18 protein-coding genes are annotated in these 22,145 nt (G+C 71.4%); 10 read left to right on the forward strand and 8 right to left on the reverse strand.

Going from position 1 to position 22,145, the window contains the following annotated elements; all coding sequences use genetic code 11:
• Window positions 1-6 precede the first annotated feature (6 nt).
• The 4 genes from rfbC to ElP_RS04685 all read right to left on the reverse strand — a co-directional run bounded on the left by rfbC (window position 7) and on the right by ElP_RS04685 (window position 3,820).
• A complete protein-coding gene (gene rfbC, locus ElP_RS04670; RefSeq protein WP_145267525.1) occupies window positions 7-570 on the reverse strand; it encodes a dTDP-4-dehydrorhamnose 3,5-epimerase in 564 nt (187 codons plus the stop codon).
• Window positions 567-1,484: a glucose-1-phosphate thymidylyltransferase RfbA gene (gene rfbA, locus ElP_RS04675; protein WP_145267526.1), complete on the reverse strand. Its 918-nt coding sequence runs from the start codon at window positions 1,482-1,484 to the stop codon at window positions 567-569. Before rfbA ends, rfbC begins: the two co-directional genes overlap by 4 nt.
• Entirely contained in the window at window positions 1,481-2,548 is a 1,068-nt protein-coding gene (gene rfbB / locus ElP_RS04680) for a dTDP-glucose 4,6-dehydratase (protein ID WP_145267527.1), read from the reverse strand. The genes rfbA and rfbB overlap by 4 nt, the downstream gene beginning before the upstream one ends.
• Before the next feature lie 174 nt (window positions 2,549-2,722).
• Window positions 2,723-3,820 (reverse strand): ferrochelatase, encoded by a 1,098-nt coding sequence (locus ElP_RS04685; protein ID WP_145267528.1) that lies wholly within the window; start codon window positions 3,818-3,820, stop codon window positions 2,723-2,725.
• A 198-nt stretch (window positions 3,821-4,018) separates the two neighbouring features.
• On the opposite strand from ElP_RS04685, the gene ElP_RS04690 reads away from it, so the two are divergent.
• Window positions 4,019-4,807 (forward strand): YiiX/YebB-like N1pC/P60 family cysteine hydrolase, encoded by a 789-nt coding sequence (locus ElP_RS04690; RefSeq protein WP_197446717.1) that lies wholly within the window; start codon window positions 4,019-4,021, stop codon window positions 4,805-4,807.
• 123 nt (window positions 4,808-4,930) lie between these two features.
• The gene (locus ElP_RS04695; protein ID WP_145267530.1) at window positions 4,931-6,082 is read left to right on the forward strand and encodes a Gfo/Idh/MocA family protein; all 1,152 of its coding nucleotides are present in this window, start codon (window positions 4,931-4,933) and stop codon (window positions 6,080-6,082) included.
• Between the two features lie 1,324 nt (window positions 6,083-7,406).
• On the opposite strand, the gene ElP_RS04700 is transcribed toward ElP_RS04695, so the two are convergent.
• A complete protein-coding gene (locus tag ElP_RS04700) occupies window positions 7,407-10,532 on the reverse strand; it encodes a sigma-70 family RNA polymerase sigma factor (protein ID WP_197446718.1) in 3,126 nt (1,041 codons plus the stop codon).
• Window positions 10,533-10,788: 256 nt separating this feature from the next.
• Between ElP_RS04700 and ElP_RS04705 the strand changes: the two genes are divergently transcribed.
• Window positions 10,789-11,754, forward strand: a complete 966-nt coding sequence (locus ElP_RS04705; RefSeq protein ID WP_145267532.1) for a fumarylacetoacetate hydrolase family protein — start codon at window positions 10,789-10,791, stop codon at window positions 11,752-11,754.
• 77 nt (window positions 11,755-11,831) lie between these two features.
• Window positions 11,832-12,416 (forward strand): Uma2 family endonuclease, encoded by a 585-nt coding sequence (locus ElP_RS04710; RefSeq protein WP_145267533.1) that lies wholly within the window; start codon window positions 11,832-11,834, stop codon window positions 12,414-12,416.
• Window positions 12,417-12,426: 10 nt separating this feature from the next.
• On the opposite strand, the gene ElP_RS04715 is transcribed toward ElP_RS04710, so the two are convergent.
• Window positions 12,427-13,311, reverse strand: coding sequence for a phytanoyl-CoA dioxygenase family protein (locus ElP_RS04715; RefSeq protein ID WP_145267534.1), 885 nt, complete (start codon window positions 13,309-13,311; stop codon window positions 12,427-12,429).
• Between the two features lie 211 nt (window positions 13,312-13,522).
• Here ElP_RS04715 and ElP_RS04720 point away from each other — a divergent pair, with 211 nt between their 5' ends.
• The 4 genes from ElP_RS04720 (at window position 13,523) to ElP_RS04730 (ending at window position 17,192) form a co-directional block, all read left to right on the forward strand.
• Window positions 13,523-14,980 (forward strand): nucleoside hydrolase-like domain-containing protein, encoded by a 1,458-nt coding sequence (locus tag ElP_RS04720; RefSeq protein ID WP_197446719.1) that lies wholly within the window; start codon window positions 13,523-13,525, stop codon window positions 14,978-14,980.
• 22 nt (window positions 14,981-15,002) lie between these two features.
• A complete protein-coding gene (locus ElP_RS04725) occupies window positions 15,003-15,812 on the forward strand; it encodes a hypothetical protein (protein WP_145267536.1) in 810 nt (269 codons plus the stop codon).
• Between the two features lie 66 nt (window positions 15,813-15,878).
• Window positions 15,879-16,007 carry a hypothetical protein gene (locus ElP_RS40520; protein ID WP_261344403.1) on the forward strand — a complete coding sequence of 43 codons (129 nt, stop codon included), beginning with the start codon at window positions 15,879-15,881 and terminating at the stop codon, window positions 16,005-16,007.
• A 15-nt stretch (window positions 16,008-16,022) separates the two neighbouring features.
• The gene (locus ElP_RS04730; protein ID WP_231749794.1) at window positions 16,023-17,192 is read left to right on the forward strand and encodes a sulfatase-like hydrolase/transferase; all 1,170 of its coding nucleotides are present in this window, start codon (window positions 16,023-16,025) and stop codon (window positions 17,190-17,192) included.
• Window positions 17,193-17,268: 76 nt separating this feature from the next.
• Here the strand turns inward: ElP_RS04730 and ElP_RS04735 are convergent, their stop codons facing one another.
• Window positions 17,269-18,357: an aminopeptidase gene (locus ElP_RS04735; RefSeq protein ID WP_145267538.1), complete on the reverse strand. Its 1,089-nt coding sequence runs from the start codon at window positions 18,355-18,357 to the stop codon at window positions 17,269-17,271.
• A gap of 19 nt (window positions 18,358-18,376) precedes the next feature.
• On the reverse strand, window positions 18,377-19,453 hold the full coding sequence (locus ElP_RS04740; RefSeq protein WP_145267539.1) for an esterase/lipase family protein: 1,077 nt from the start codon (window positions 19,451-19,453) through the stop codon (window positions 18,377-18,379).
• Between the two features lie 741 nt (window positions 19,454-20,194).
• Here ElP_RS04740 and ElP_RS04745 point away from each other — a divergent pair.
• On the forward strand, window positions 20,195-21,208 hold the full coding sequence (locus ElP_RS04745; protein ID WP_145267540.1) for an ABC transporter ATP-binding protein: 1,014 nt from the start codon (window positions 20,195-20,197) through the stop codon (window positions 21,206-21,208).
• Window positions 21,195-22,142, forward strand: a complete 948-nt coding sequence (locus tag ElP_RS04750) for an ABC transporter permease (protein ID WP_231749482.1) — start codon at window positions 21,195-21,197, stop codon at window positions 22,140-22,142. Before ElP_RS04745 ends, ElP_RS04750 begins: the two co-directional genes overlap by 14 nt.
• The last annotated feature ends 3 nt before the right edge of the window (window positions 22,143-22,145 follow it).

A 22,145-nucleotide genomic window follows, 5' to 3' on the forward strand; every position in this document is an offset into this window, starting at 1 on the left:
GTCAGCTCACCCGGCCGTCTCGTACCGGGGGAGGCGATCGGGGGGGACGTCATTCAGGGGCATACCGGCCGCGTCCTTGCCCGAGAGGGTCGGCGACTCGACCGGCCAGGAGATTCCCAGCGCCGGGTCGTCCCAGCGGATTGTCCCCTCCTGCGTCGGCGCATAGTACGAGGTGCACTTGTAGCAGAACAGGGCGTCGTCCCCGGTGACGGCGAAGCCGTGGGCGAATCCGGGGGGGATCCAGAACTGCCGCTTGTTTGCGGCCGAGAGGGTGACGCCGGCCCACTTGCCGAAGGTCGGCGAGCCGGCCCGGATGTCGACCGCCACGTCGAAGACCTCCCCCTTCAGCACGCTGACCAGCTTCCCCTGGGCGTCGGGGTGCTGGTAGTGCAGGCCCCGGAGCACCCCTCGGGCGGAATAGGACAGGTTGTCCTGCACCCAGGGGCCGGGAATGCCCAGCTCGTCGTACCGGGCCTGGTTCCAGGTCTCGAAGAAGAAACCGCGGTCGTCGCCGAAGACCTTCGGCTCCAGGATCAGGACGCCGGGCAGGTCGGCCTCGATCACGTTCATGGCAGGGGCTCGCGCTCGACGAGGTCCAGCAGGTACTGGCCATACTCGTTCCTCAGGCCGGAGGCCAGCTCCCGGACGCGGTCGGCGTCGATGTAGCCCATCCGGTAGGCGACCTCCTCGACGCAGGCGACCTTCCACCCCTGCCGCTGCTCGATGACCCGGATGAAGTCCGACGCCTGGGCGAGCGACTCATGCGTGCCGGTGTCGAGCCAGGCGATGCCCCGGCCCATGACCTCGACCCGGAGTCCGCCGCGCCGGAGGTATTCGAGGTTGGCGTCGGTGATCTCCAGCTCCCCCCGGGGGGAGGGCTCCAGGTTGGCGGCGATGTCGAGGATCTGGTTGTCGTAGAAGTACAGGCCGACGACCGCGTAGTTGGACTTCGGCTGCTTCGGCTTCTCCTCGATGCTGATCGCCCGGCGGTCGCCGTCGAACTCGACGACGCCGTAGCGCTCGGGGTCGTTGACGTGGTAGCCGAAGACGGTCGCCCCCTCGGGCTGGTTCGAGGCCCGCTGGAGCATCTCCGGGAAGCCGTGGCCGTAGAAGAGGTTGTCCCCCAGCACCAGGGCCGAGGGGCGGTCGCCGATGAACGTCCGGCCGATGATGAAGGCCTGGGCCAGCCCCTCGGGCCGGGGCTGCTCGGCGTATTCGAGGCGGAGTCCCCACTGGGAGCCGTCGCCGAGCAGGTCGCGGTATCGGGGCAGGTCGGTCGGCGTGGAGATCAGCAGGATCTCCCGGATCCCGGAGAGCATCAGGGTGCTCAGGGGATAGTAGATCATCGGCTTGTCGTAGACCGGCAGCAGCTGCTTGCTGGTCACCCGGGTCAGCGGGTAGAGCCGGGTCCCCATCCCCCCGGCGAGGATGATGCCGCGTCGGTCGTTGCCGCCGGTGCTGGTGCTGCTGCTGCTCGTGCTCATGCCGGCTGGTGCTCCCGCTTCAGGCCGAGCCGGTCGCGGTAGGCGCCCGAGGAGACGCGCTCGCACCACCCGGTGTTGGCCAGGTACCACTCGACCGTCCGCCGGAGGCCCGTCTCGAACGTCTCGGTCGGCGTCCAGCCCAGCTCCCGGCCGATCTTGGAGGCGTCGATGGCGTACCGCCGGTCGTGGCCGGGGCGGTCGGTGACGGAGGTGATCAGCGATTCGTGCGGCCGGTGCGGGGAGTCCGTCGCCAGCTCGTCCAGCAGGGCGCAGATCGCGTGGACGACCTCCAGGTTGGTCTTCTCGTTGTGGCCGCCGACGTTGTACGTCTCGCCGGGCTCGCCCTTCTCCAGGACGAGGCGGAGGGCCCGCGCGTGGTCGTCGACGTAGAGCCAGTCCCGGACGTTGTCCCCCTTGCCGTAGATCGGCAGCGGCTTGCCGGCCAGGGCGTTGAGGATCATCACCGGGATCAGCTTCTCGGGGAACTGGTACGGCCCGTAGTTGTTCGAGCAGTTGGTGATGAGCGTCGGCAGGCCGTAGGTGTGGTGCCAGGCCCGGACCAGGTGGTCGCTGCTCGCCTTGCTGGCCGAGTAGGGGGAGTTGGGCGAATAGGGGGTCGTCTCGGTGAAGAACCCCTCGGCGCCGAGCGAGCCGAAGACCTCGTCCGTGGAGATGTGCAGGAACCGGAAGCGGCCCTTCGCGTCGTCGTCGAGCGACCGCCAGTAGGCCAGGGTCGCCTCCAGCAGGCAGAAGGTGCCGGTGATGTTCGTCCGGATGAAGTCGGCCGGGCCGTCGATGGAGCGGTCGACGTGGGACTCGGCGGCCAGGTGCATGACGGCGTCGGGCCGGTACTGCTCGAAGAGTCGCTTGACCCCGCCCGAGTCGCAAACGTCGACCCGCTCGAAGTGGTGTCGGGGGTCGTCCAGGGCCTTGCCGAGGGAGTCCAGGTTGCCGGCGTAGGTCAGCGCGTCGACGTTGACGACCTCGGCGTCCGTCTCGGCCACGAGCTGGCGCACCAGGGCCGAGCCGATGAATCCGGCTCCGCCGGTCACAAGGATCCTCATCCGGGCGGGCCCTCCGAGGGGGTCATGCGGTTCGATCGGCCGGGGGATCCCCCCGGGTCGAGGGCATTCTGACAGATCGACCCCCGTGAAGACAACCCTACGACGGACCCCCACCGAGGTGACCCGGCCGGCCCCGTGCCGGGAGGCGGGCCGCCCTCGCGGAGGCGCAGGGCGTCACCCCGCCCCCGACGACGGCGGGCGGGCGGGGAGCAGGCAGCAATTGATCGGGCAGACGTCGTGGCTCGGGCCGAACCGGCCGACCGCCCGGCGCTCGGGCGAGGCCGTCACCCGCTCCCGGATCAGCTCGGCCAGCATCGAGACGAACCTCGGGTGCGTCCCCACCGAGGCCGAGCGGACCATGTTCAGGCCGATCCGGGAGCAGGCGTCCTTCGCCTCCTCGTCGAGGTCGAAGATCACCTCCATGTGGTCGCTGATGAAGCCGATCGGGTGGACGACCGCGTCCGTCGCCCCCTCGGCTCGGATCACCTCCAGGTGGTCGACGACGTCGGGCCCAAGCCAGGGGTCCTGGGGGCGGCCGCTCCGGCTCTGGTAGACCAGCGACCAGCGACCCTCGGGGATCCCCAACTCCTCGGCGACCAGCCGGCAGGTCTCCGTGAGCTGGGTGACGTAGTTGCAGTTCCTCGACATCGACTCCGGGATGCTGTGCGCCGTGAAGGCGACCCGGGCCGAGTCGCGGCGGTCGGCGGGGATTCGGCCGAGGGCGTCCCCGACCCGCTCGGCGTTGACGGCGATCCAGTCCGGGTGGTTGTACCAGACCCGCATCTTGTTGATCAGCGGGGCCCGGTCGTCTCCGAGTCCCCCCAGTGCGGACTGCAGGTTCTCCCGATACTGTCGGCATCCCGAATAGGAGCTGTACGACGAGGTGACGACGGCCAGGGCCCGCCGGATGCCGTCGTCGGCCATCTGCCTGATCGTGTCGGGGAGCATCGGGTGCCAGTTCCGGTTGCCCCAGTAGATCGGCAGGTCGACGCCGACCTCCTTCAGGGCGGGGCGGAGGGCGTCGATCAGCTCCCGGCACTGCCGGTTGATCGGGCTGACGCCGCCGAAGTGCCGGTAGTGCTCGGCGACCTCCAGCAGCCGCTCCCGGGGGACGGGCTTGCCCCTCAGGACGTTCTCCAGGAACGGGATCACGTCGTCCGGGCCCTCCGGGCCGCCGAAGCTGACGAGGAGCACGGCGTCGAACGGCAGGTCCTCGACCGGGGGGCCGGCGACGGCGGGGGTGGGGTCGGTGGCGGTCGGTGCGTGGCTCATGGTGGGACCGGTTGCTCGGGCTCGGCTCGCGAGGCGGGGGGAATCTAGCCGATGTTCTAGGACCGGGCCGGGCGAGATCAAGATGCCCGGCCCGCTCGGGTCGGCCGGGTCGAGTCGATGGGCCCGGCATGCGGGCTCCGGCGGCCCCGGGAGGATCCCGGCCACGGACGGACGGGGCCCGAGGGCAGGGAGGTCTCGATGCGACGACGGCCCCGACACCGACCCCCGGCGATCGCGATCGCCGCGATCGCCACCGCCCTCTCGGTCGCGGCCGGACCCGGCTGCCGGGCTCCCGAGCGGCCCCCCCACCGGCCGACGGCCCCGGGGCCCTGGTTGCCGGGGCAGGTCGACCGGACGGCCTGGTCGGCTGGCCCCTGGGGACGCTGGGCCGCGACGACCCTGGCCGACGGCGACCTGGTGTTCCGGCACGGCCGGGACTCCTGGGGCCCCCAGTGCATCTCCGAGCTGGCCGCGGCGGTGGCCGACAGCCCGTTCTCCCACGTCGGCCTGTATGCCTCGGAGGGGGGCGAGCCGGTCGTCTACGACGCCCGGATGGGGGGCGTCCGCCGGGTCCCCTTCGACGCCTGGATGGCCGAGGTCCGGGGCGCCTTCGGCGTCCGTCGGGTCCGGCCGGAGGACCGGGGCCGGATCCCGGCCGCCCTGGCCTTCTGCCGGTCGGCCTTCGAATCCGGCGCCCGGTATGACTTCGTCATGAGGATCGGCGGCGACCGCTTCTACTGCGGCGAGTTCGTGGAGCGGGCCTACCGGTCGGCCGGCCTGGCGCTGTCGGAGCCGATCCGGCTGGCCGACCTCCCCCGGCTCGACGAGTTCCCGGCGGCGGCCTTCGTCGTCCGGTGCCTGGCCGGGATCGAGCCGGATCGGCCGATCGTCGCCGTCGGCAGCCCCTCGTTCGGCCTCTGGGCGAGCCCGGCGACGGTCCCGGTCTTCGCCACCCCCGACGGCACCGTCCCTCCCCTCGGCGCCTGATCGGTCGGGGAGGGCCGCGCCCTTGCGAGAGCGACCGCTCCATTCTATCTTGCAGCCGAGCGCATCCGGCCCCGCCGTCGAGGCATCGGCGAGGGCCGCCCGATCAACCAGAGGCGACCGACCATGGCAACCACCAAGACGATCACCGACCGCCCCATCCGGGTGGCGATCATCGGCCTCGGCTTCGGCGCCGAGTTCATCCCGATCTACCAGAAGCACCCCGGCGCCGACATGCACGCCATCTGCCGCCGCAACCCGGCGGGGCTGGACGAGTGCGGCGACCGCTTCAAGATCACCAAGCGCTACACCAGCTACGAGGAACTGCTGGCCGACCCCGAGGTCGACGCCGTCCACATCAACAGCCCGATCCCCGACCACGCCCCGCAGTCGATCGCCGCCCTGAAGGCCGGCAAGCACGTCGCCTGCACGGTGCCGATGGGGACCTCGGTCGACGAGTGCCGCCGGATCGTCGAGGCCCAGCGCGAGAGCGGCACCGTCTACATGATGATGGAGACGGTCGTCTACAGCCGCGAATACCTTTTTGTGAAAGAGCTTTACGACAAGGGGGAGCTTGGCCGGTTGCAGTTCCTCCGAGGTTCCCACCAGCAGGACATGGACGGCTGGCCCGACTACTGGCCGGGCCTGCCGCCGATGTGGTACGCCACCCACTGCGTGAGCCCCTGCCTGGCGATCCTCGGCAAGCACGCCGAGGCGGTCTCCTGCTACGGCTCGGGCCGGATCCGCGAGGAGCTGATCCCCCAGTACGGCTCCCCCTTCGCCGTCGAGACGGCCACCTTCTCGATCCGGGACTCCGACGTCAGCGCCGAGGTGACCCGCAGCCTCTTCGACACCGCCCGCCAGTACCGGGAGAGCTTCGACGCCTACGGCTCGAAGAAGTCGTTCGAGTGGCAGCAGGTCGAGGATGAAGAACCGGTCATCCACACCAAGAGCACCGAGGCGAACCCCGTCCCCGAGCCCGAGATCCCGAAGCGGGTCAAGGTGCCCGACTTCGCCCACCTGCTGCCCGAACCGATCCAGGCCTTCACCACCCGGGGGGTTTACGGCGGCGAGGGGGACGAGCACCTCTCCTTCACCCAGGGGGCCGGCCACGGCGGCAGCCACCCCCACCTGGCCCACGCCTTCCTGATGGCGATCAAGGGGGAACGCCCCGCCTTGCCCGACGCCGAGACCTCGGCCAACTGGACGATGGTCGGCCTCTGCGCCCACGAGTCGGCCCAGAAGGGGGGCCAGCAGGTGAAGATCCCGACCTTCTGACGCCAGGTCCGGCGTCCGACACTCGCCCCCGCCTGCGTGGGAGCGGATGGCCGGAGGCCGGGTGAGGGGGGATCGGATGACGAGCAAGCGCCCGTGTCCCACGCACCGACCCCTCACCCCAACCCTCTCACCGCAAGCGGGGAGAGGGGGCAAGACTCCGACCCTCGCCCCCGTCTTTGGGGGGGAGGATGGCCGGAGGCTGGGTGAGGGGGGCCCGGACGACGCGCCAGTCGCCGCGGCCTCCCGAAGGCCCCTCTCCCCGGCCCGCTCCCCGCAAGCGGGGAGCCAGGGAGGGATGCGTTCGCCTCGCCCCGGGATGCCCGGGGGCGGGCCGTCTTCGGCCCGGCGGAGCCAGTCGGGATTCGGGCCGGTGCGCGCGGCGATGAACCGAGATTCCTCGTCCCGGAAATGACTTGCGGCGACCAAATGGCTTCGCTCGGCCGAATTGCGCACCCGGCATTGGCTTCGTCTCGCGCCGAAGTGGGGGCGTCCGGGGAGGGGACCGGATCCGGAAATCCGAGGACCGGGGAGAGGCCCCGGACGGGACCCGGGCGCCGGTCGGTGCGCCCGGGTTTGATCCAGGAGTTCGAGACGCAGCAACGACTTGCGGCGACCAAATGGCTTCGCTCCGCTTCGGCGCACCGGCTCGGACCGTGCGAAGGTCATCCGGGAGGGATGCGACCCTCGGACGCGACCCGGGGGGGCGGGGGCGGCGACCCTCCCTCGGGGACAGGACCGGGCCGGGCCCGGGTCGGTGCGCCGACGACCCGTCGATGATTCCTCGACCAGACAAGGACTTGCGTCGAGCAATTGGCTTCGCTCCGCATCGGCGCACCGCCCGGGATCGGCCGAGACCCGCGTTGCTCCGAACCTTGAAGTGCGAGCGCCCCGGGACGTTGAGGGAGTGACTGCCGAAATGGCAGGTGGGTTCGTTCGGCGCCGGGCGTCTCGCGCCGTCTCCAGTCGCCGGGATCTCGGCGGGCCTCCCGGGGCGCATGGCCCGGCGGCCGACCGAGGCACAGGGAATCGCCCGGCCGGGCGGGGGCGTCGGGGGATCGCGATCGGGTCCGGTGACATCATGGGAGCAGTTAGGGGAGGTCGGGCAGCAGGACATTCGGGACGGTCGAGGGCCACGGTTGGAGCCGTTCCCCCAACGTAATGATCGTGAGCAAGGGGATCGGCAGTCACAAAAAGAGGACCCCGGCCGGCCCGGTCGGGGGAGACCGGGTCGGCCGGGGTTGCTGGAGGCGGGAGCCTGGGGTCGAGAGCCCCAGTCCTGCCCCCCGGCTGCCCCCCTGGGAGGCCCGGGTCGGGGGCGGCCGGATCAGGGCTCCTCGTCGGCGAGGGACTCGACCAGGCGGGTGAGGCGGTCGAGCCTCGCCTCGAACTCGTCGAGGAGCGGGTCGGATCCCTCGGCGATCGGCGGCGTCGGGTCTGCCAGTCGTCCGGCCCTGCGTTCGATCCGATCGAGTTCGGCTTCGAGGGCCCGGACGTCGCCGCGTTCCTCCTCCATTTGGGCTCCTGCCTTGAGATAAGACTCCCGGAGTTGATCGACCTCGAAGGCCAGCCGATCGAGGTCGTCCCGAGAGGATGCCTGGTCGTCCCGGGCGGATCGCCGGAGCGCCTGGTACTCGGTCAGTCGTTCCCGGTACAGTTCGCCGAGGACCTCGGCCTCGATCGCGGACGCCTCGGCCTTCGGCCGTTGCTGGGAGAGGTCGCGGACGAGAACAATCCGCTCGCGTTCGAGCTCCTCTCGCTCGGCGAGGATCTGATCCGGACTCGGCGGGGAGGCCGGGGTGGATCCCGAGCCCGGGTCGGCCCCCGACGGGGTTCCGGCCGATCGACCGGTGTCGGGGGCAACCCCGGTCACGACGCCGTTGGGAGGGGGAGCGAATCCATAGGAATCGGTAGGTTCGGGGGCGGCGGCGGTCGGGGCCGGGAGCGGCCCGGGTGAGCGTTCGTAGACCTCGAGATTCATGCCCGGGATCAGCAGTTCGTCGAATCGGGAGGGGCGGCCGAACCTGGACGAGAACATCTGGAGGGTGTCCCCGTTGACCAGGTAGATTCCCTGGGCTGCGACGACCTTCCGGCGATCGGCAAGGAGTTCGTCGAGGGACAGGTAATCGAAGTGGCCCGAGTTGCCGTCCCCCAGGAACATCGCGAGGGTCCGACCCCTCACGACAGAGCCGTCGGGGCCGGGGGTGACGACGCTCTTGCAGAGGATCGGCACGCCGAGGGGCTCGACCTCCGAGAGTAGCCCCGGGTCCGCGAGGCTCAGTTCCAGCGTGGCGGACGCCCCTTCCGGGGTGGGGATGTGGTTGGCCGAGGTCCGCCGCCAGGTCCCGAGCACAGAGGCGACGGGGTGGTCGGGGGCCGGGCTCGCAGCGGCCTCAGGCGGCGGGGAGGCCGGGGTCGTATTCGCCCCCAGGTGAGGGGTTGAGGGCGTCTCGGGGTCCCGACCGGGGTCGGGGTCGTCCCCGGCCACACCCCCGTCGATGCGTTCGTAGACGTAGAGCCTCGTATGATCCCGCCGCTCGAAGTCCGAGGGGCGATCGAGGCCCAGGTGCAGCATCAGGCGGTCCCCTTCGAGGCGATAGATGCCGCGTTCGATGTCGCGGAGTGCACCGTCGCCGGAGGCCAGGGCACGGATCGGCAGGGAATCCCAGTGGGCGGGCTCGAGCGACGGATCCCAGCGGGCGGGATCGAGCGTCGGATCGACCAGGGCGATCTTCTCGATCAGCCGATCCGTGCCGTCGGCCTCGTGGAGCAGGGTGCTGACGACGACGGGGGTTCCGTCGGTGTCGACGAGCCCGGCCAGCCTAGGGTCGGCGGCGCGGATCCCGATGATCGGGTCGAACTTGGCCATATCGGGGTCGCCCTCGGCGGAGACCAGTCGCCAGCCCCCGATCAGCGGTGCGATCGAGTCCTCCGGGGGTAAGGGCGATGCGTCGATGGCGTCGAGATTGGACGCCGCCGACGGTGTGGGCGACGGCGTCTCGGGCTCCCGACCGGAGTCGGGGACGATTCCGACCACCCCGTCGTCGGGGGGTTCGTCAGGGATCCGTTCGTAGACGATCCGCATCGCGTTCCCATCCTGGTCGAATCCGGCCGGGCGGGTGCCGTCGGTGCTGGAGAGGATGGTCAGCTCGTCCTCTTCGATCCGGTAGATGGCGGGCACGGGATTCAGGCGAGCGTCCGGGGAGGAGTAGAGATAGTCCCAGGTCGACGGGTCGTCGGTCGGGTCGACGAGGGCGTTGAAGCGGTTGATGTGCATCTCGTCGAGGTCGTTCCGGCGTCGAACGGGTTCGGCCATCTCCCGGAAATCGGTCGTGTCCGTGCAGAGGAGGAAGCCCTTCGAGTCGCCTTCGAGCAGGTCCATCACCTGGATCTTGAGTCGCGCTGGGCCGACCTCGCGTGACCCGTTCACGGCGACGAGCAGCCAGGAGCCGGCGAGCGACGAGAGGGCATCAAGATCCCTGGGCTGGGTTTGTTCTGCCCCCGGCGGAGAGGGCAAGGGTGTCTCAAGTGTGCCCCTGGGGGCGTCGGCCTCCGGAGCCTCCCGGTCACTGGCCCGGGGTTGGCCGGTGTATGCGGTGACGGCGCCGGCGAGCAGGATGATCGGCGCGAGGGCGGTCAGGGGGCCGAGGATCCAGGTCTTGAGCAGCATCAGGCTGAGTACTCCGTTGGTCAGGCCGAGGACGCCCGCCGGGACCGTCCCGGCGGCGAGGACCCCGCCGGCCGCGAAGGCGGCGGCTGATCGGGCGGTGCGGGAGACGAGGGCGGGGGGGAGGAGGGCGGCGTCGAGGGGGGAGGGGAGGAGCAGGGTCGACATGCCGGCGGGGGCCAGGCCGAGGCGGGAGAGGCGGCGGCGGAGGAGCGAGCGGGCCCGGGACTGGCGGCCCTTGACGGTGCCGAGAGGCCAGTCGAGCTGGGAGGCGGCCTCGGCGTGGGAGCGGCCTTCGAGGTCGCAGAGGAGGATGACGAGGCGGTAGTTGCGCGGGAGGCGGTCGATCGCGGCGTGGATGGCGAGGCGGTCGGGGTGGGGACGGCGGTCGGGGGCGGGGGCCGTGTCGAGGGATTCGGTGGCGAGGCGTTCGACATGCCGGCGTCGGGAGGCGGACTTGCCGAGCCGGGTGCAGACGCGTCGGGCGGTGCGGTGCAGCCAGGGGCCGAGGTGTTCGGGGTTGCGGATCGTCGAGGCGCGTCGGGCGAGGACGAGGAAGGTGGCCTGGAAGGCGTCCTCGGCGTCGTTCGGGTCGGCGAGGAGGGATCGGCAGGTGCGGAGGACCATCGGGCCGTGCCGGGAGACGAGGGCCTCGAAGGCGAGGTCGTCCCGGGATTCGAGGAAGCGGCCGAGGAGCTGGGCCTCGGAGAGCCCGTTGACGGTGCCACGCCGGAAGAGCAGGTCGAGCTGCCGGGCGGGTCCCGAGGCGGGGGCGTCGGCGGGCATGGGGGCGATCCTCCGGCGTGGGGATGGCGTCGGGCGTCGGTCAGTCAGTCGGTCGGTCGGTTGTTCGGTCGGTCCATCCATCCGTCCGGAGGAGAGAGCCGGGGAGGACGCCGATCGGTTACGCCATTCTGGGGGGGAGGCGGAGGGCCTGGCGAGGGTCGGATTGCCGGGGGGGACGGCGCGGGGTATCGTGAGGCGCCCGATCCGGGCGAGATCGGGCGCGGTCCCGACGGATCGGAAGGGAGCGAGGCGCCCCATGCGACTCTGCCGATTTTCGCTCGACGACGACGTGCCACTGACCGGCTTCTACCGGGACGATCGCGTGGTGCCGATCGACCAGGCGATCGAGGCCTTCACCGAGGCGATGCAGCTGGAGCTGCTGATCCTCGACACCGACGACCCGCTCGGCCTGCTGCCGCCGAACGGGGCGTCGCACCACGCCGCCTGGGAGCTGGCCCGCTGGGTGGACGGGCTGGGGGGCGAGGCGCTGGACGAGCTGGCCATCCCGGTCGAGGACGTGCTGCTGCTGCCGCCGATCGAGCGGCCGGGCAAGATCCTGATGCTCGCGCGGAACTACCCCGAGCACAGCGTCGAGGTGGGGGACATCGCGGCCGAACGCGCCGAGACGTTCCCGTACGTCTTCATGAAGCCGATCACCACCATGGTCGGCGCCCGGGACGAGGTGGTCATCCCCGGGATCTCCCCCGACGGGATCGACTGGGAGGTGGAGCTGGGGGTGGTGATCGGCGCGGCCTGCAAGGGCGTTTCGGAGGAGGACGCCCTGAAGTACGTGGCCGGCTACACGGTCATCAACGACGTGAGCGACCGGGGCTTCCGGCCCAACCCCTCCCGCAAGAAGCGGGAGCGGGACGCCTTCTTCGACTGGCTGCACGGCAAGTGGCACGACACCTTCTGCCCGATCGGCCCCTGCATCCGGTCGAGCGACTCGCTGCCGAACCCGCAGGCCCTGCGATTACGGCTGTCGGTCGACGACGAGCCGATGCAGGACGGGAGCACGTCGCAGATGATCTTCCCCGTGGCGGCGATCGTCAGCTTCGTCAGCTCGATCGTCACCCTGGAGCCGGGGGACGTCATCGGCACCGGCACCCCCGGCGGCACCGGCAAGGGCCGGGGCCGGTTCCTGAAGCCGGGCGAGGTGATGACGGCGGAGATCGACGGGATCGGCCGGCTGGTCAACCCGGTGGTGGCGGAGCAGGAGTGAGCCGATCCGCCGGGCGGGCCAGGCTGGGCAGGCTATGATTCGGGGGGTAGAGTCCCGTCGAATGAGGAGGTAATCCGATGGCCATCGCTCCCTCCGTCTCGAATGAACCCGACGCGGAAGAACTCCTTCGCTCCGTCGAAGAAGGTCGCTTCGAACTGGTCGACGGCGAGTTGAAGGAGAAGACCCCGATGGGGGCGGAAGCGAACCTGCTGGCGCTCGACCTGCTCTTCCGCCTGACCGATCATGCCCGTCGTGATCGTCTCGGCCTGGTCCTCGGGATCGAGACGGGCTTCCAGATCTTCCCGCACGAGCCGAGGCGTGTCCGGTACCCCGATGGGGCCTTCGTCCGGGCGGAGAAGCTGGCCGGTCAGAGACCGCCCAGGGGCCTCGTAAAGGTCGCCCCCGAGCTGGTCATCGAGGTGGTGTCGCCGAACGACCTGGCCGAGGAGGTCAACGCCAGGCTCTCGGACTACCTGCGGGCGGGCGTGCCGCTGCTCTGGCTCCTCTACCCGCTCACCCGACAGGCGCAGGTCTTCCGGGCGGATGGGACGGCCAACTGGATTGGGCCGGACGGAGTCCTCGACGGTGAGGATGTCCTGCCGGGCTTCTCCTGTTCGCTCCGCGAGCTGTTCTCGGTCATCGACCCCGAGCCGACCGCCTGACGACCCCGCTTCAGCTCCCCGCCGGATCGTAGAGCAGGGGGAAGAACGGCCCGTCCATCGGCCGGCCCTTGGGGATGGGGGGGACGCCCTCGAGGAGGGTGGCGTCGGAGTCGGAGCGGACGCCGTCTCGGAAGGCGTTGATGACGGTGGCGCGCCGGGGGCGGTCGGTCCGGTTGGCGAACGAGCCGTGGACCATCAAGGGGTGGTGGAAGGTGGCCTCCCCGGCCTTCAGCTCGACGGCGACGGGTTCCTGGAACATGGCCCACTGCTCGTCGTCGAGCGCCTCCCGGATCCCGTCCATGTCGCCGGCAAGCTCGGTGATCGGGAGCAGGGGCCAGCGGTGGCTGCCGGGGACGTAGTGGACGCAGCCGTTGTCGATCGTGCTGTCGTCCAGGCCGATCCAGCAGGTCAGGTGTGCCATGGGGACGGTGCGGGTCCAGTAGGAGTAGTCCTGGTGCCAGGCCACCACGCCGCCGTGCTTCGCGGGCTTGCAGAAGAGCTGGTCGTGCCAGAACCGGACGGCACCGCCGAGCAGCTGCGAGGCGGGGACGGCGAAGGCCGGGTTCCAGAGGATGTCGTGGAAGCCGGGCTTGATCCGCCAGGCCCCCAGGGCGTGGAAGAGGACCCGGTCGGGGTCGGCCGACTCGTTGGAGTGGTATTCGTACCAGAGTTCCCGGCCGGGGTGGTCGGGGTCGAACCACTCGGCCAGCTCGGCGCGGAGGGCCTCGACCTGGTCATCGTCGAGGATCCGGACGCCGGGGAGGTAGCCGTTCTCCTCGAAGAACCGGACCTGGTCGTCGGAGAGGCGGAAGCGGTCGGGGTCCTCGGCCAGGTTCCTCGAGAACAGCGAACCGACGGGCCGGGAGGCCCGGGAGAGGTCGGTGACGGTGGCCATGGTCGGGCTCGGCGTTCGCGTTCGGGTTCGTTCCGGGTCGATCCCGCCATTGGAGCACGGCCGAGCGGGGCCGTTCAAGGGGGGGGCGGGGCGGTGGAGGTCGGTTGCATCGCCCGGCGGCCCGGGCCAGAATCAGCCCCGGGGCGCCGCCGGCGAGACCCTCGCGTCGAGGGGCGTCGCGGTCTCGACGCCCGGATCGGATGGGGCTGCGATGAACCTGCTGGGAATCCTGATCGGCTCGATCGCCGCGACGGCCCCCCAGGCCGACGGGCCCGCCCCGGGGAGGCCCCGGCTGGTCGTGCTGACGGACATCGGCGGCGACCCGGACGACATGCAGTCGATGCGTCGGCTGATGCTCTATGCCAACGAGTTCGAGGTCGTCGGGCTGGTCGCCTCGGCGAGCGGGACCCCCGGGGAGGTGGGCCGGGCGGTCACCCGGCCGGACCTGATCCGCGAGATCATCGACGATTACGAGCAGGTCGTGGCCAACCTCCGGCTCCATGCCGACGGCTACCCCGACCCCGACGCCCTCCGCGCCGTCGTCCGCGGCGGGGATCCGGAGCGGGGCGTGTCGAACGTCGGCGAGGGGCGGTCGACCGGGGGCTCCGAGCTGATCGCCGGGGCCGTCGAGGCCTCGGGGCGTCCGCTGCACGTCGCCATCTGGGGAGGGGCGCACGACCTGGCCCAGGCGCTGCATGACCTCCGGTCCCGCCACCCCGCCGATCGGCTGGAGGAGTTGCTCGGCCGAGTGCGCGTCTATGCGATTGCCGACCAGGACAAGTGGGATTCCCGGGTGCAGGGGACCGGCGAGTGGATCCGGGAGAACTTCCCCGGGCTCCGGTACGTCGAGAGCGGCCCGCCCGGGTCGGACCGCTTCTCGGCCGCCTTCCGGGGCATGTACCAGAACGACTCGAAGGGCCGGGACGGGCCGACCCTGCCGCTGGTGACCGACGAGGTGGCGAGGCTCGGCCAGGCCGACTGGGTCGGGCGGAACGTCCGGGACGGTCACGGGCCGATCGGGGCGGACTACCCGATCGTCGGCCAGAATCCGGGCACCGAGCGGAACACCCGGGGGCTGAAGGAGGGGGACACGCCCTCCTGGTTCTTCGTGCTCTCCAACGGCCTGGGAGACCCTGCCGAGCCGACCTTCGGCGGCTGGGGGGGCCGGTTCCGGCACGACGAGGGGGGCCACTTCGTCGACGCCGAGGACGAGCACCCGAACGGCGAGGGCGACGCCGGGCTCCGGCGGAAGTGGACCGTCGCCCGGTGGCGACGGGCCTATCAGCACGACTTCGCCGCGAGGCTGGACTGGTGCGTCTCGACCCGCGACCGGGCCAATCACGCCCCGGTCGCGGCGGTCGACGGCGAGGACGGGCGAGGGTTCGTGGTCCGGGAGGCGTCCCCCGGTTCGACGGTCAGCCTCGACGCGAGCGGCTCGACCGACCCGGACGGGGACCCGATCACCTACCGATGGTGGATCTACCGGGAGCCGTCGGATCCGGATTCGGAGGCGATGATCTCGGGGGAGGACGGGCCGAGGGCCCTCGTCTCGATCCCGGAGGGGGCGACCGGGGGGACGGTCCACGTGATCCTGGAGGTCGAGGACGGCGGCGAGCCGAGCCTGGTCGGCTACCGCCGCGTGCTCGTCCGCGTCGGGCCGGGCCGCTGACCATCAAGGGACCCGAGAAGGGATGGCCGATCGACTCATGAACGAGTACGCAGCACCCCTCGATCAGCTCCTCCGCCTGGGCGAGGTCGACTTCGGCGCCCCCTGGCGGGACTACCGCTCGCTCGGGGTCGGCCCCGAGCACCTGCCGGACCTGATCCGGATGGCGACCGACGCCGAGCTCGTCGCGATGGCCGACGAGGAGGACGCCGACGAGGCGACGGCCTGGGCCCCGGAGCACGCCCTGCGGGCGATCGGCCAGCTCGGGGCCGTCGAGGCGACCGGGCCGGTGCTCGACGGCCTGGACCGGCTCAGGGACATCCACGACGCCTGGGTCGAGGACCTCGGGGACGTCCTGGCCGCGCTCGGGCCGGGCGTCCTGCCCGTCTGCGAGGCCTACCTGAAGGACGACTCCCGGGAGGAGATGTGCCGCTACGTCGTCGCCGAGGCGTTCCGGAAGATCGCCGGCGCGCACCCGGGGGAGCGGGGCCGATGCATCGAGATCCTGAGCGGCCAGCTCGACCGGCACGACCCCTCGGTCCGGACGCTCAACGGGTTCCTCGTCGGCACCCTGCTCGACCTGGAAGCCGTCGAGGCCGCGCCCTCGATCGAGGCGGCGTTCGCCGCGAACTGCGTCGACGAGACGATCGCCGGCGACTGGCCGAACGTCCGCTACGACCTGGGCCTGGGGCCGATCCCCGAGCCCCGGAGGGTCGTCGAGCGTCGGATCGCCGAGCGGGAACACGGGCATCTGCCCGGTCACGGCCGACCCGACCTGAGGAATCTCAAGAAGCGGCAGAAGCAGGCCCGCAAGTCCCAGCGGAAGCGGAAGTGATGCCGAGGAGGGGCGGACGGACCCCGTCCCTCGCCGATCGAGTTCCCCGAGCCGGCCGAGCTGTCCATGCCTCCGATCACCTCCCCGAGAGTGGCCCTCCTGCTCGACGCCTCGCTGGGCGTCCCGCCCGGGGAGGTCGCCGGCCGGGTCGTCGAGGACGGACTACCCGGAGACCGGCCGCCGAACATCGGCTGAATCTGGGCCGACAACCTGGCCTACCGGGATCTCGGCTGCTTCGGCAGCCCCTCGAACCGGACCCCGGCGATCGACGGCCTGGCGAGGGACGGGGTCCGGCTGACGCAGTACTGCGTGGCCCACGTGGACTGCTCGCCGTCGAGGGCCGGGCTCCTGACCGGGAGGCAGCCGTGGCGGAGCGGCATCGTCGACGTGCTCCGGTCGGACTCGCCGATCGGCCTCCCGGGAGAGGAGATCACGATGGCCGAGGCGCTCCGGGGCCTCGGCTACGCGACCATGGCCATCGGCAAGTGGCACCTGGGCGACCGGCCCGAGTCCCTGCCGACGAACCACGGCTTCGACGGCAACCTCGGCCTGCCCTACTCGATGGACATGGCGCCGACGATCCTGATCCGGGACGAGGAGATCGTCGAGGAACTGCCCGGTGATGCGGTGGCCGACCTCACCGGTCGCTACACCGACGAGGCGACCCGGTTCCTGGAGGAGGACCGCGAGGGCCCGTTCTTCCTCTACCTCTCCCACACCCTGCCGCATCCTCCCCTGAACATCCCCGGCCGGTTCCGGGGGGACGGGAGGCCGGCCTACAACGACGCGATCGAGTACCTCGACGCCGAGAACGGGAGGCTGCTGGGGGCGATCGACCGCCTCGGCCTGGCCGACTCCACGCTGATCGTCTTCACCTCCGACAACGGCCCGATGGCCGCCGAGGGGGACGCCGGGCCCCTCCGGGGCCGCATCCGGGACTCGTACGAGGGGGGCCTCCGCGTCCCGTTCGTGGCGAGGTTCCCCGGCCGGATCCCTCCCGGCCGGGTGGTGGACGAGCCGGTCGTCGCCTTCGACCTGTTCCCGACGCTCGTCACCCTGGCCGGCGGGACCCCGCCCGACGACCGTGAGCTGGACGGGCAGGACGTCTGGTCGCTGCTCGACGGATCGGGGACGGTGGATCGGACGAGCCCGTTCGTCTGGGCCTACGACGACGAGGTGACGGCCGTCCGGTCGGGCCGCTGGAAGCTGCTCCTGGGCAATCAGGACGTCCGGTTCCCCTCGGCGATGCGGTTCGACGTCGAGGCCGACCCGGGAGAGGCGAACGACCTGGCGGCGGATCACCCGGACGTCGTCGCCGGGCTCCGGGGGTTCGCCGAGGAGTACGAGCGGCAACTGCCGGTCGTCTGGACCCTGCGCTAAAACGCCCGGGATCCGGCCAAGGCGGGCGGGGGAGTGCGGAAGGAGTGATCCGGGGGCCGGCCAGCCGGGGACCGGCTCAGCCGACGAGCCAGCGGCCGTCTTCCATCACGAGGGAGCCGTCGGCGGTGATCCGGCCGCCCCGGCGGAGGTCGAGGATGAGATCCCAGTGGAGGGCGGAGGTGTTCACGCCGCCGGTCTCGGGGTAGCTCTGGCCGAGGGCGAGGTGGACGGTGCCGCCGATCTTCTCGTCGAAGAGGATGCTGCCGGTGAAGCGGTCGATGCCGGGGTTCAGGCCCAGGCCGATCTCGCCGAGGAGGCGGGCGCCGTCATCGAGGTCGAGCATCGAGTGCAGGTAGGCCTCCTCGGAGTCGGCGGAGGCCCGGACGACCCGGCCGCCCTCGAATTCGAGGGCGATGCCGGAGACCTCCCGGCCCCCCCGGCAGACGGGGAAGCTGCACCGCAGGCGGCCCCGGGCGGAGTCCTCGACGGGGCCGGTGAAGATCTCCCCGGAGGGCATGTTGCGGCGGCCGTCGGAGTTGATCCAGGTCCTCCCGGCGACCGAGAGGCGGAGGTCGGTTTCCGGCCCTTCGATGTGGAGATCCGAGACGCCCGACATGAACTCGACGAGCCCGGCCTGGCTACGGCCGAGGTCGACCCAGGCGGCGACCGGATCGTCCCGGTCGAGGAACAGGGCCCGGCCGACGAACGCCTCGTACTCGGCCAGGCTCATCCCGGCGTCTTCGGCATAGGCCGGGGTCGGGAACTGGGTGAGCACCCAGCGCCGTTTCATCGCCTCGCGTCGGAGCGGGGCCCGGGTGCGGTCGACGGCGGCCTGACGCCTCGGGTCGACCCGGCTCATCGCCTTCGTGTCGTGCTCGGCGGCGATCCGGATCCGGGCGTCGACCGCCTGGGCCTCGTAGAGCGAGAGCGGGGGGAGGTAGGAGAGCATCGCCTCGGGGGCGTGCTCGACGAAGTATTCGGCGAGGCCCGGCAGGTCGAGCCGGACGACCGGGTAGGCCCCCCGCCGGACGATCGCCCGGTAGCAGGCCTCGACCAGGGGGCGGCCCTCCAGCTCCGAACCCAGGGCGATCACCTCGCCGGGCTTCACCCCGAGGCAGTAATCGCAGAGCAGGTCGGCCCATCGGCGGAGCTGGTCGTCGGTCATGGCGGGGGACTCGGGTCGGTTACGGGGGGGGCGAAATGCCTCGTGCGGGGGACGCCGGGGGGAGGGGGCCGGCACCCCGGCCGAAGGCCGCCTTGGGAGAGGCAACCCCGACGCCCTGCTCGGCCAGGTGCAGGCGGAGGATGCGGGCGACCTCGGCGGCGACCTCGGGCCTCCGGAGCGAGACGTGACCGCCGGGGACGATCACCTCGGAGTCGACCTCGTCGAGGTGGGAACTCTCGTACCGCACGATGCCGTCGGTGTCGAGGTGGTGGTGCGGGGTGCCGAGCTGGGGGATGATCGAGTGGCGGCGGACGTCCGGGGCGATCGGGATCCGGTTCAGGGCGTCGAGGATCGGGCTGTCCCAGGCCAGGCCCCCCACCGCGCCGACCGGCACCCGACGCAGGTCGGGGACGAGCACCTCCTTCCCGTTGAGCCGGACCACCTCGCCGATCGGCCCGGCCAGCTCGCCTTGCCGACGGTCGGTGAGCAGGTACTCCTTGAGCCGGGCCGTCGCCGCCGCCGGCCCCTTCGAGCCGTGATGCGGCGTGGCGATGAAGACCAGGCGCCCGACCGACGGGACCCGTCGGGTGAGGAAGGCGTCGACCAGCTCGGCCCGGGTCTCGGGGGGGCAGCGGATCGCCTCGGGCCTCCGGCTGAAGGTCGAGTCCCACAGGGTCCAGCCGCCGTCCTGGGCGGCGGCCTTGGCGATGAGGCCCCCCTGGCTCTGGCCGACTAGGACCATGCGGTCCAGCGCCGGGTCGAGGCCCGAGGGGTCGAGCGCCCATCGCGTCCGGGTCAGGCATGACCGGAACCGCGCCGCCGAGAGCGGCAGGGCGACGCAGGAATCATAGGAGAAGGTCCAGAACTGATAGCGGGTCGCCAGGACCGGGTCGTCCTTGATCCGGTCGATCATCGGCCCCCAGGTCCGGGCGGTCGAGCCCATCCCGTGGATCAGGACCACCGGGATCGCCCCGGGCCGGTAGGGGTCCCTCAGGGTGAGCGTCGGCTCGGCCCCCCGGCTCTGGGGATGCCAGCCGGCCCCGACACGGTCGCCCGAGAGGGACAGGGCGGCGATCGTCGCCAGCACGAAGGGCACGCTCGGGGCCCTCGGTGCCCGCCCCCGGGATACCGGGACTCGGGGCGGGCGACTGTGGGGGCGAGGGCCGGGGTTCGCACCCGGGCTGCGGGTCGTGCCGATCGCTCGGGTCCTCATGAGTCACGACGCCGACCGAGGTCGGCCGCACCGGCGCCCGGAGGCCGGGGAGGGGCGGCGGGGCGCCTGGCGGTGCGACCGACCGGGGAGGAGTCCATCGCGGGAGGAGTCTCGGTTGCGTGCCTGGGTGGGTGGGTTTCGGGCCGCCGACGCGGGAGAGGTCGGGCCGATCGCGGTCATCGGGCCGCGATCGCGGTGGCCGGCCGGGTCTCGTCCTCGGTCCCCCGCTCGCCGGCCCGGGTCGGGGCCTCGCGGACGAGGCCCAGGCCGCCCGACGCCCCGGACGGGCGGGATCCGCCCGGTCTCGGTCGGTGAGGGGGAGTCGGGGTGGATGCGCGTCGTCGATGCTTGATCGTGCCCCACGATCGGGGCCGGTCAAGCGATCGAGGGGTCCGAGGCAGGGGGTCCCCGCCGCGGATGCGCCCCGTCCTCTAGGACCGGCACGGATCGGCGGGCCGGACCCGGGGATCGGCCCGCGTCGTCAGGGGGGGAGGTCGGCCGGATCGGCGAGCCCGGGGCCCCGGCTCCCGGCCGGGGCCCCGGGTCGGCTTGATTCGGGGGAGGTCCCCTTACAATGATGGGGGCCTTACGAGGGGACCGGGACAGGGAGGGTGCATCGTCGCCATGCCGATCGTCGAGGCGGAGGGGCTGACCAAGACCTATCGGGTCTTCCAGAAGCGGGACGGCCTGGTCGGCGCCGTCCGGGGGCTGTTCCATCGGGAATATCGGGAAGTCCGGGCGGTCGAGGGGATCCGCTTCTCGATCGAGCCGGGGGAGATGGTCGCGTTCCTGGGCCCGAACGGGGCGGGGAAGACGACGACGTTGAAGATGCTCTCGGGGCTGATCTACCCGTCGGGGGGGACCACCACGGTGCTCGGCTACACGCCGTCGGACCGGGTGGACGCCTTCCGCCGCCAGTTCGCGCTGGTGATGGGCCAGAAGAACCAGCTCTGGTGGGACCTGCCCGCGCAGGACAGCTTCGAGCTGCACCGGGAGATTTATCAGCTCCCCCGGGATGAGTACCGGGAGACGCTCGACGAGCTGACGACGCTGCTCGACGTGGCCGCGCTGACCCGGCAGCCGGTCCGGGAGCTGTCGCTGGGCGAGCGGATGAAGATGGAGCTGATCGCGGCGCTCTTGCACCGCCCCCGGCTGCTCCTGCTGGACGAGCCGACGATCGGCCTGGACGTGGTCGCGCAGGTGACGATCCAGAAGTGCCTGAAGGAGTACCACGCCCGACGGGGGATGACGATGCTGCTGACCTCGCACTACATGAGGGACGTGGAGGCGCTCTGCGACCGGGTGCTGGTGATCAACCACGGCCACCTGATCTACGACGGCGACCTGGCGGGGCTGTCGAACCGGTTCGGGCAGACGAAGCTGATCAAGCTCGAATTCGCCGAGGGGGAGGCGCCCTCGGACCTCGCCCGGTTCGGCGACGTGGAGCGGGCGGAGGGGGGGGAGGCGGAGATCCGGGTCGAGCGGTCGAAGGTGGCCGAGGTGCTCGGCGCGATCCTCGACGCCTACCGCCTGGCCGACGTGGTGGTGCAGGATCCCCCCCTGGAGCAGGTGATCGCCCGGGTCTTCCAGGAGTCGAAGTCCCCGTCCCTGGGGGGGGCCGACCATGACGCCGCCTGAGGCCGACGCCCCCTCCCGGGCCGCCGTCGAGGCCGACTGGCCCGCCGGCGGCGTCCCCTCCCCCGGGCCGTCGCGTCCCGGGGGCGGCCCGCTCGCGCCGCCGGGCCGAGGGTTCGGGCCGATGCTGAGGAAGTACGCGATGATCTATCGCGTCTCGCTCGCCGACCGGATGACCTACCGGGCCGATTTCCTGATCACCACGATCTTCCGGTTTTTGCCGACCTTGACGACGATCCTCCTCTGGAGCGCGATCTACGACGGCGCCGGGCAGGAGACGCTGGCGGGCTTCTCGTACGAGCAGGCGATCTGCTACCTGCTGATCGTGAACATCAGCCGGATGTTCAGCAGCATGCCGGGCCTGGCGGGGGGGATCGCCGGCGAGGTGAGGGACGGGACGCTCAAGAAGTACCTGATCCAGCCGCTGGACCTGATCGGGTATTTGCTCTCGTACCGGATGGCGCACAAGAGCGCGTACATCATCGGCACGGCCCTGCCGTACGCGATGCTGTTCGGCATCTGCTACAAGTTCTTCATCGGCAACGTGCCGACGGACCCGATGGTGTGGGCGGCGTACGTCGCCTCGCTGGTGATGGCGTTCCTGATCGGGTTCTTCTTCGAGGCGAGCGTGGGGATGGTGGGGTTCTGGTTCCTGGAGATCACGTCGATCCTCTGGGTGGTGATGACCCTGAACTTCTTCATCTCCGGCCAGATGCTGCCCCTGGACTTCCTCCCCCCGTTCTGGGCGGGCCTCCTGAAGCTCCTGCCGTTCCAGTACATGGCCTATTTCCCGGCGGTCGTCTTCCTGGAGAAGGTCCAGGGGGCCGAGCTGGCGTGGGGCCTGGCGCTGGAAGTGTTCTGGGTGGTGTTCTTCGTGGTGCTTTGCCGGTGGTTGTACACGAGGGGCCTGAAGCAGTACGGGGCCTACGGTGGGTAGCGG

It is taken from the genome of Tautonia plasticadhaerens, from assembly GCF_007752535.1.
Classification (GTDB): domain Bacteria; phylum Planctomycetota; class Planctomycetia; order Isosphaerales; family Isosphaeraceae; genus Tautonia; species Tautonia plasticadhaerens.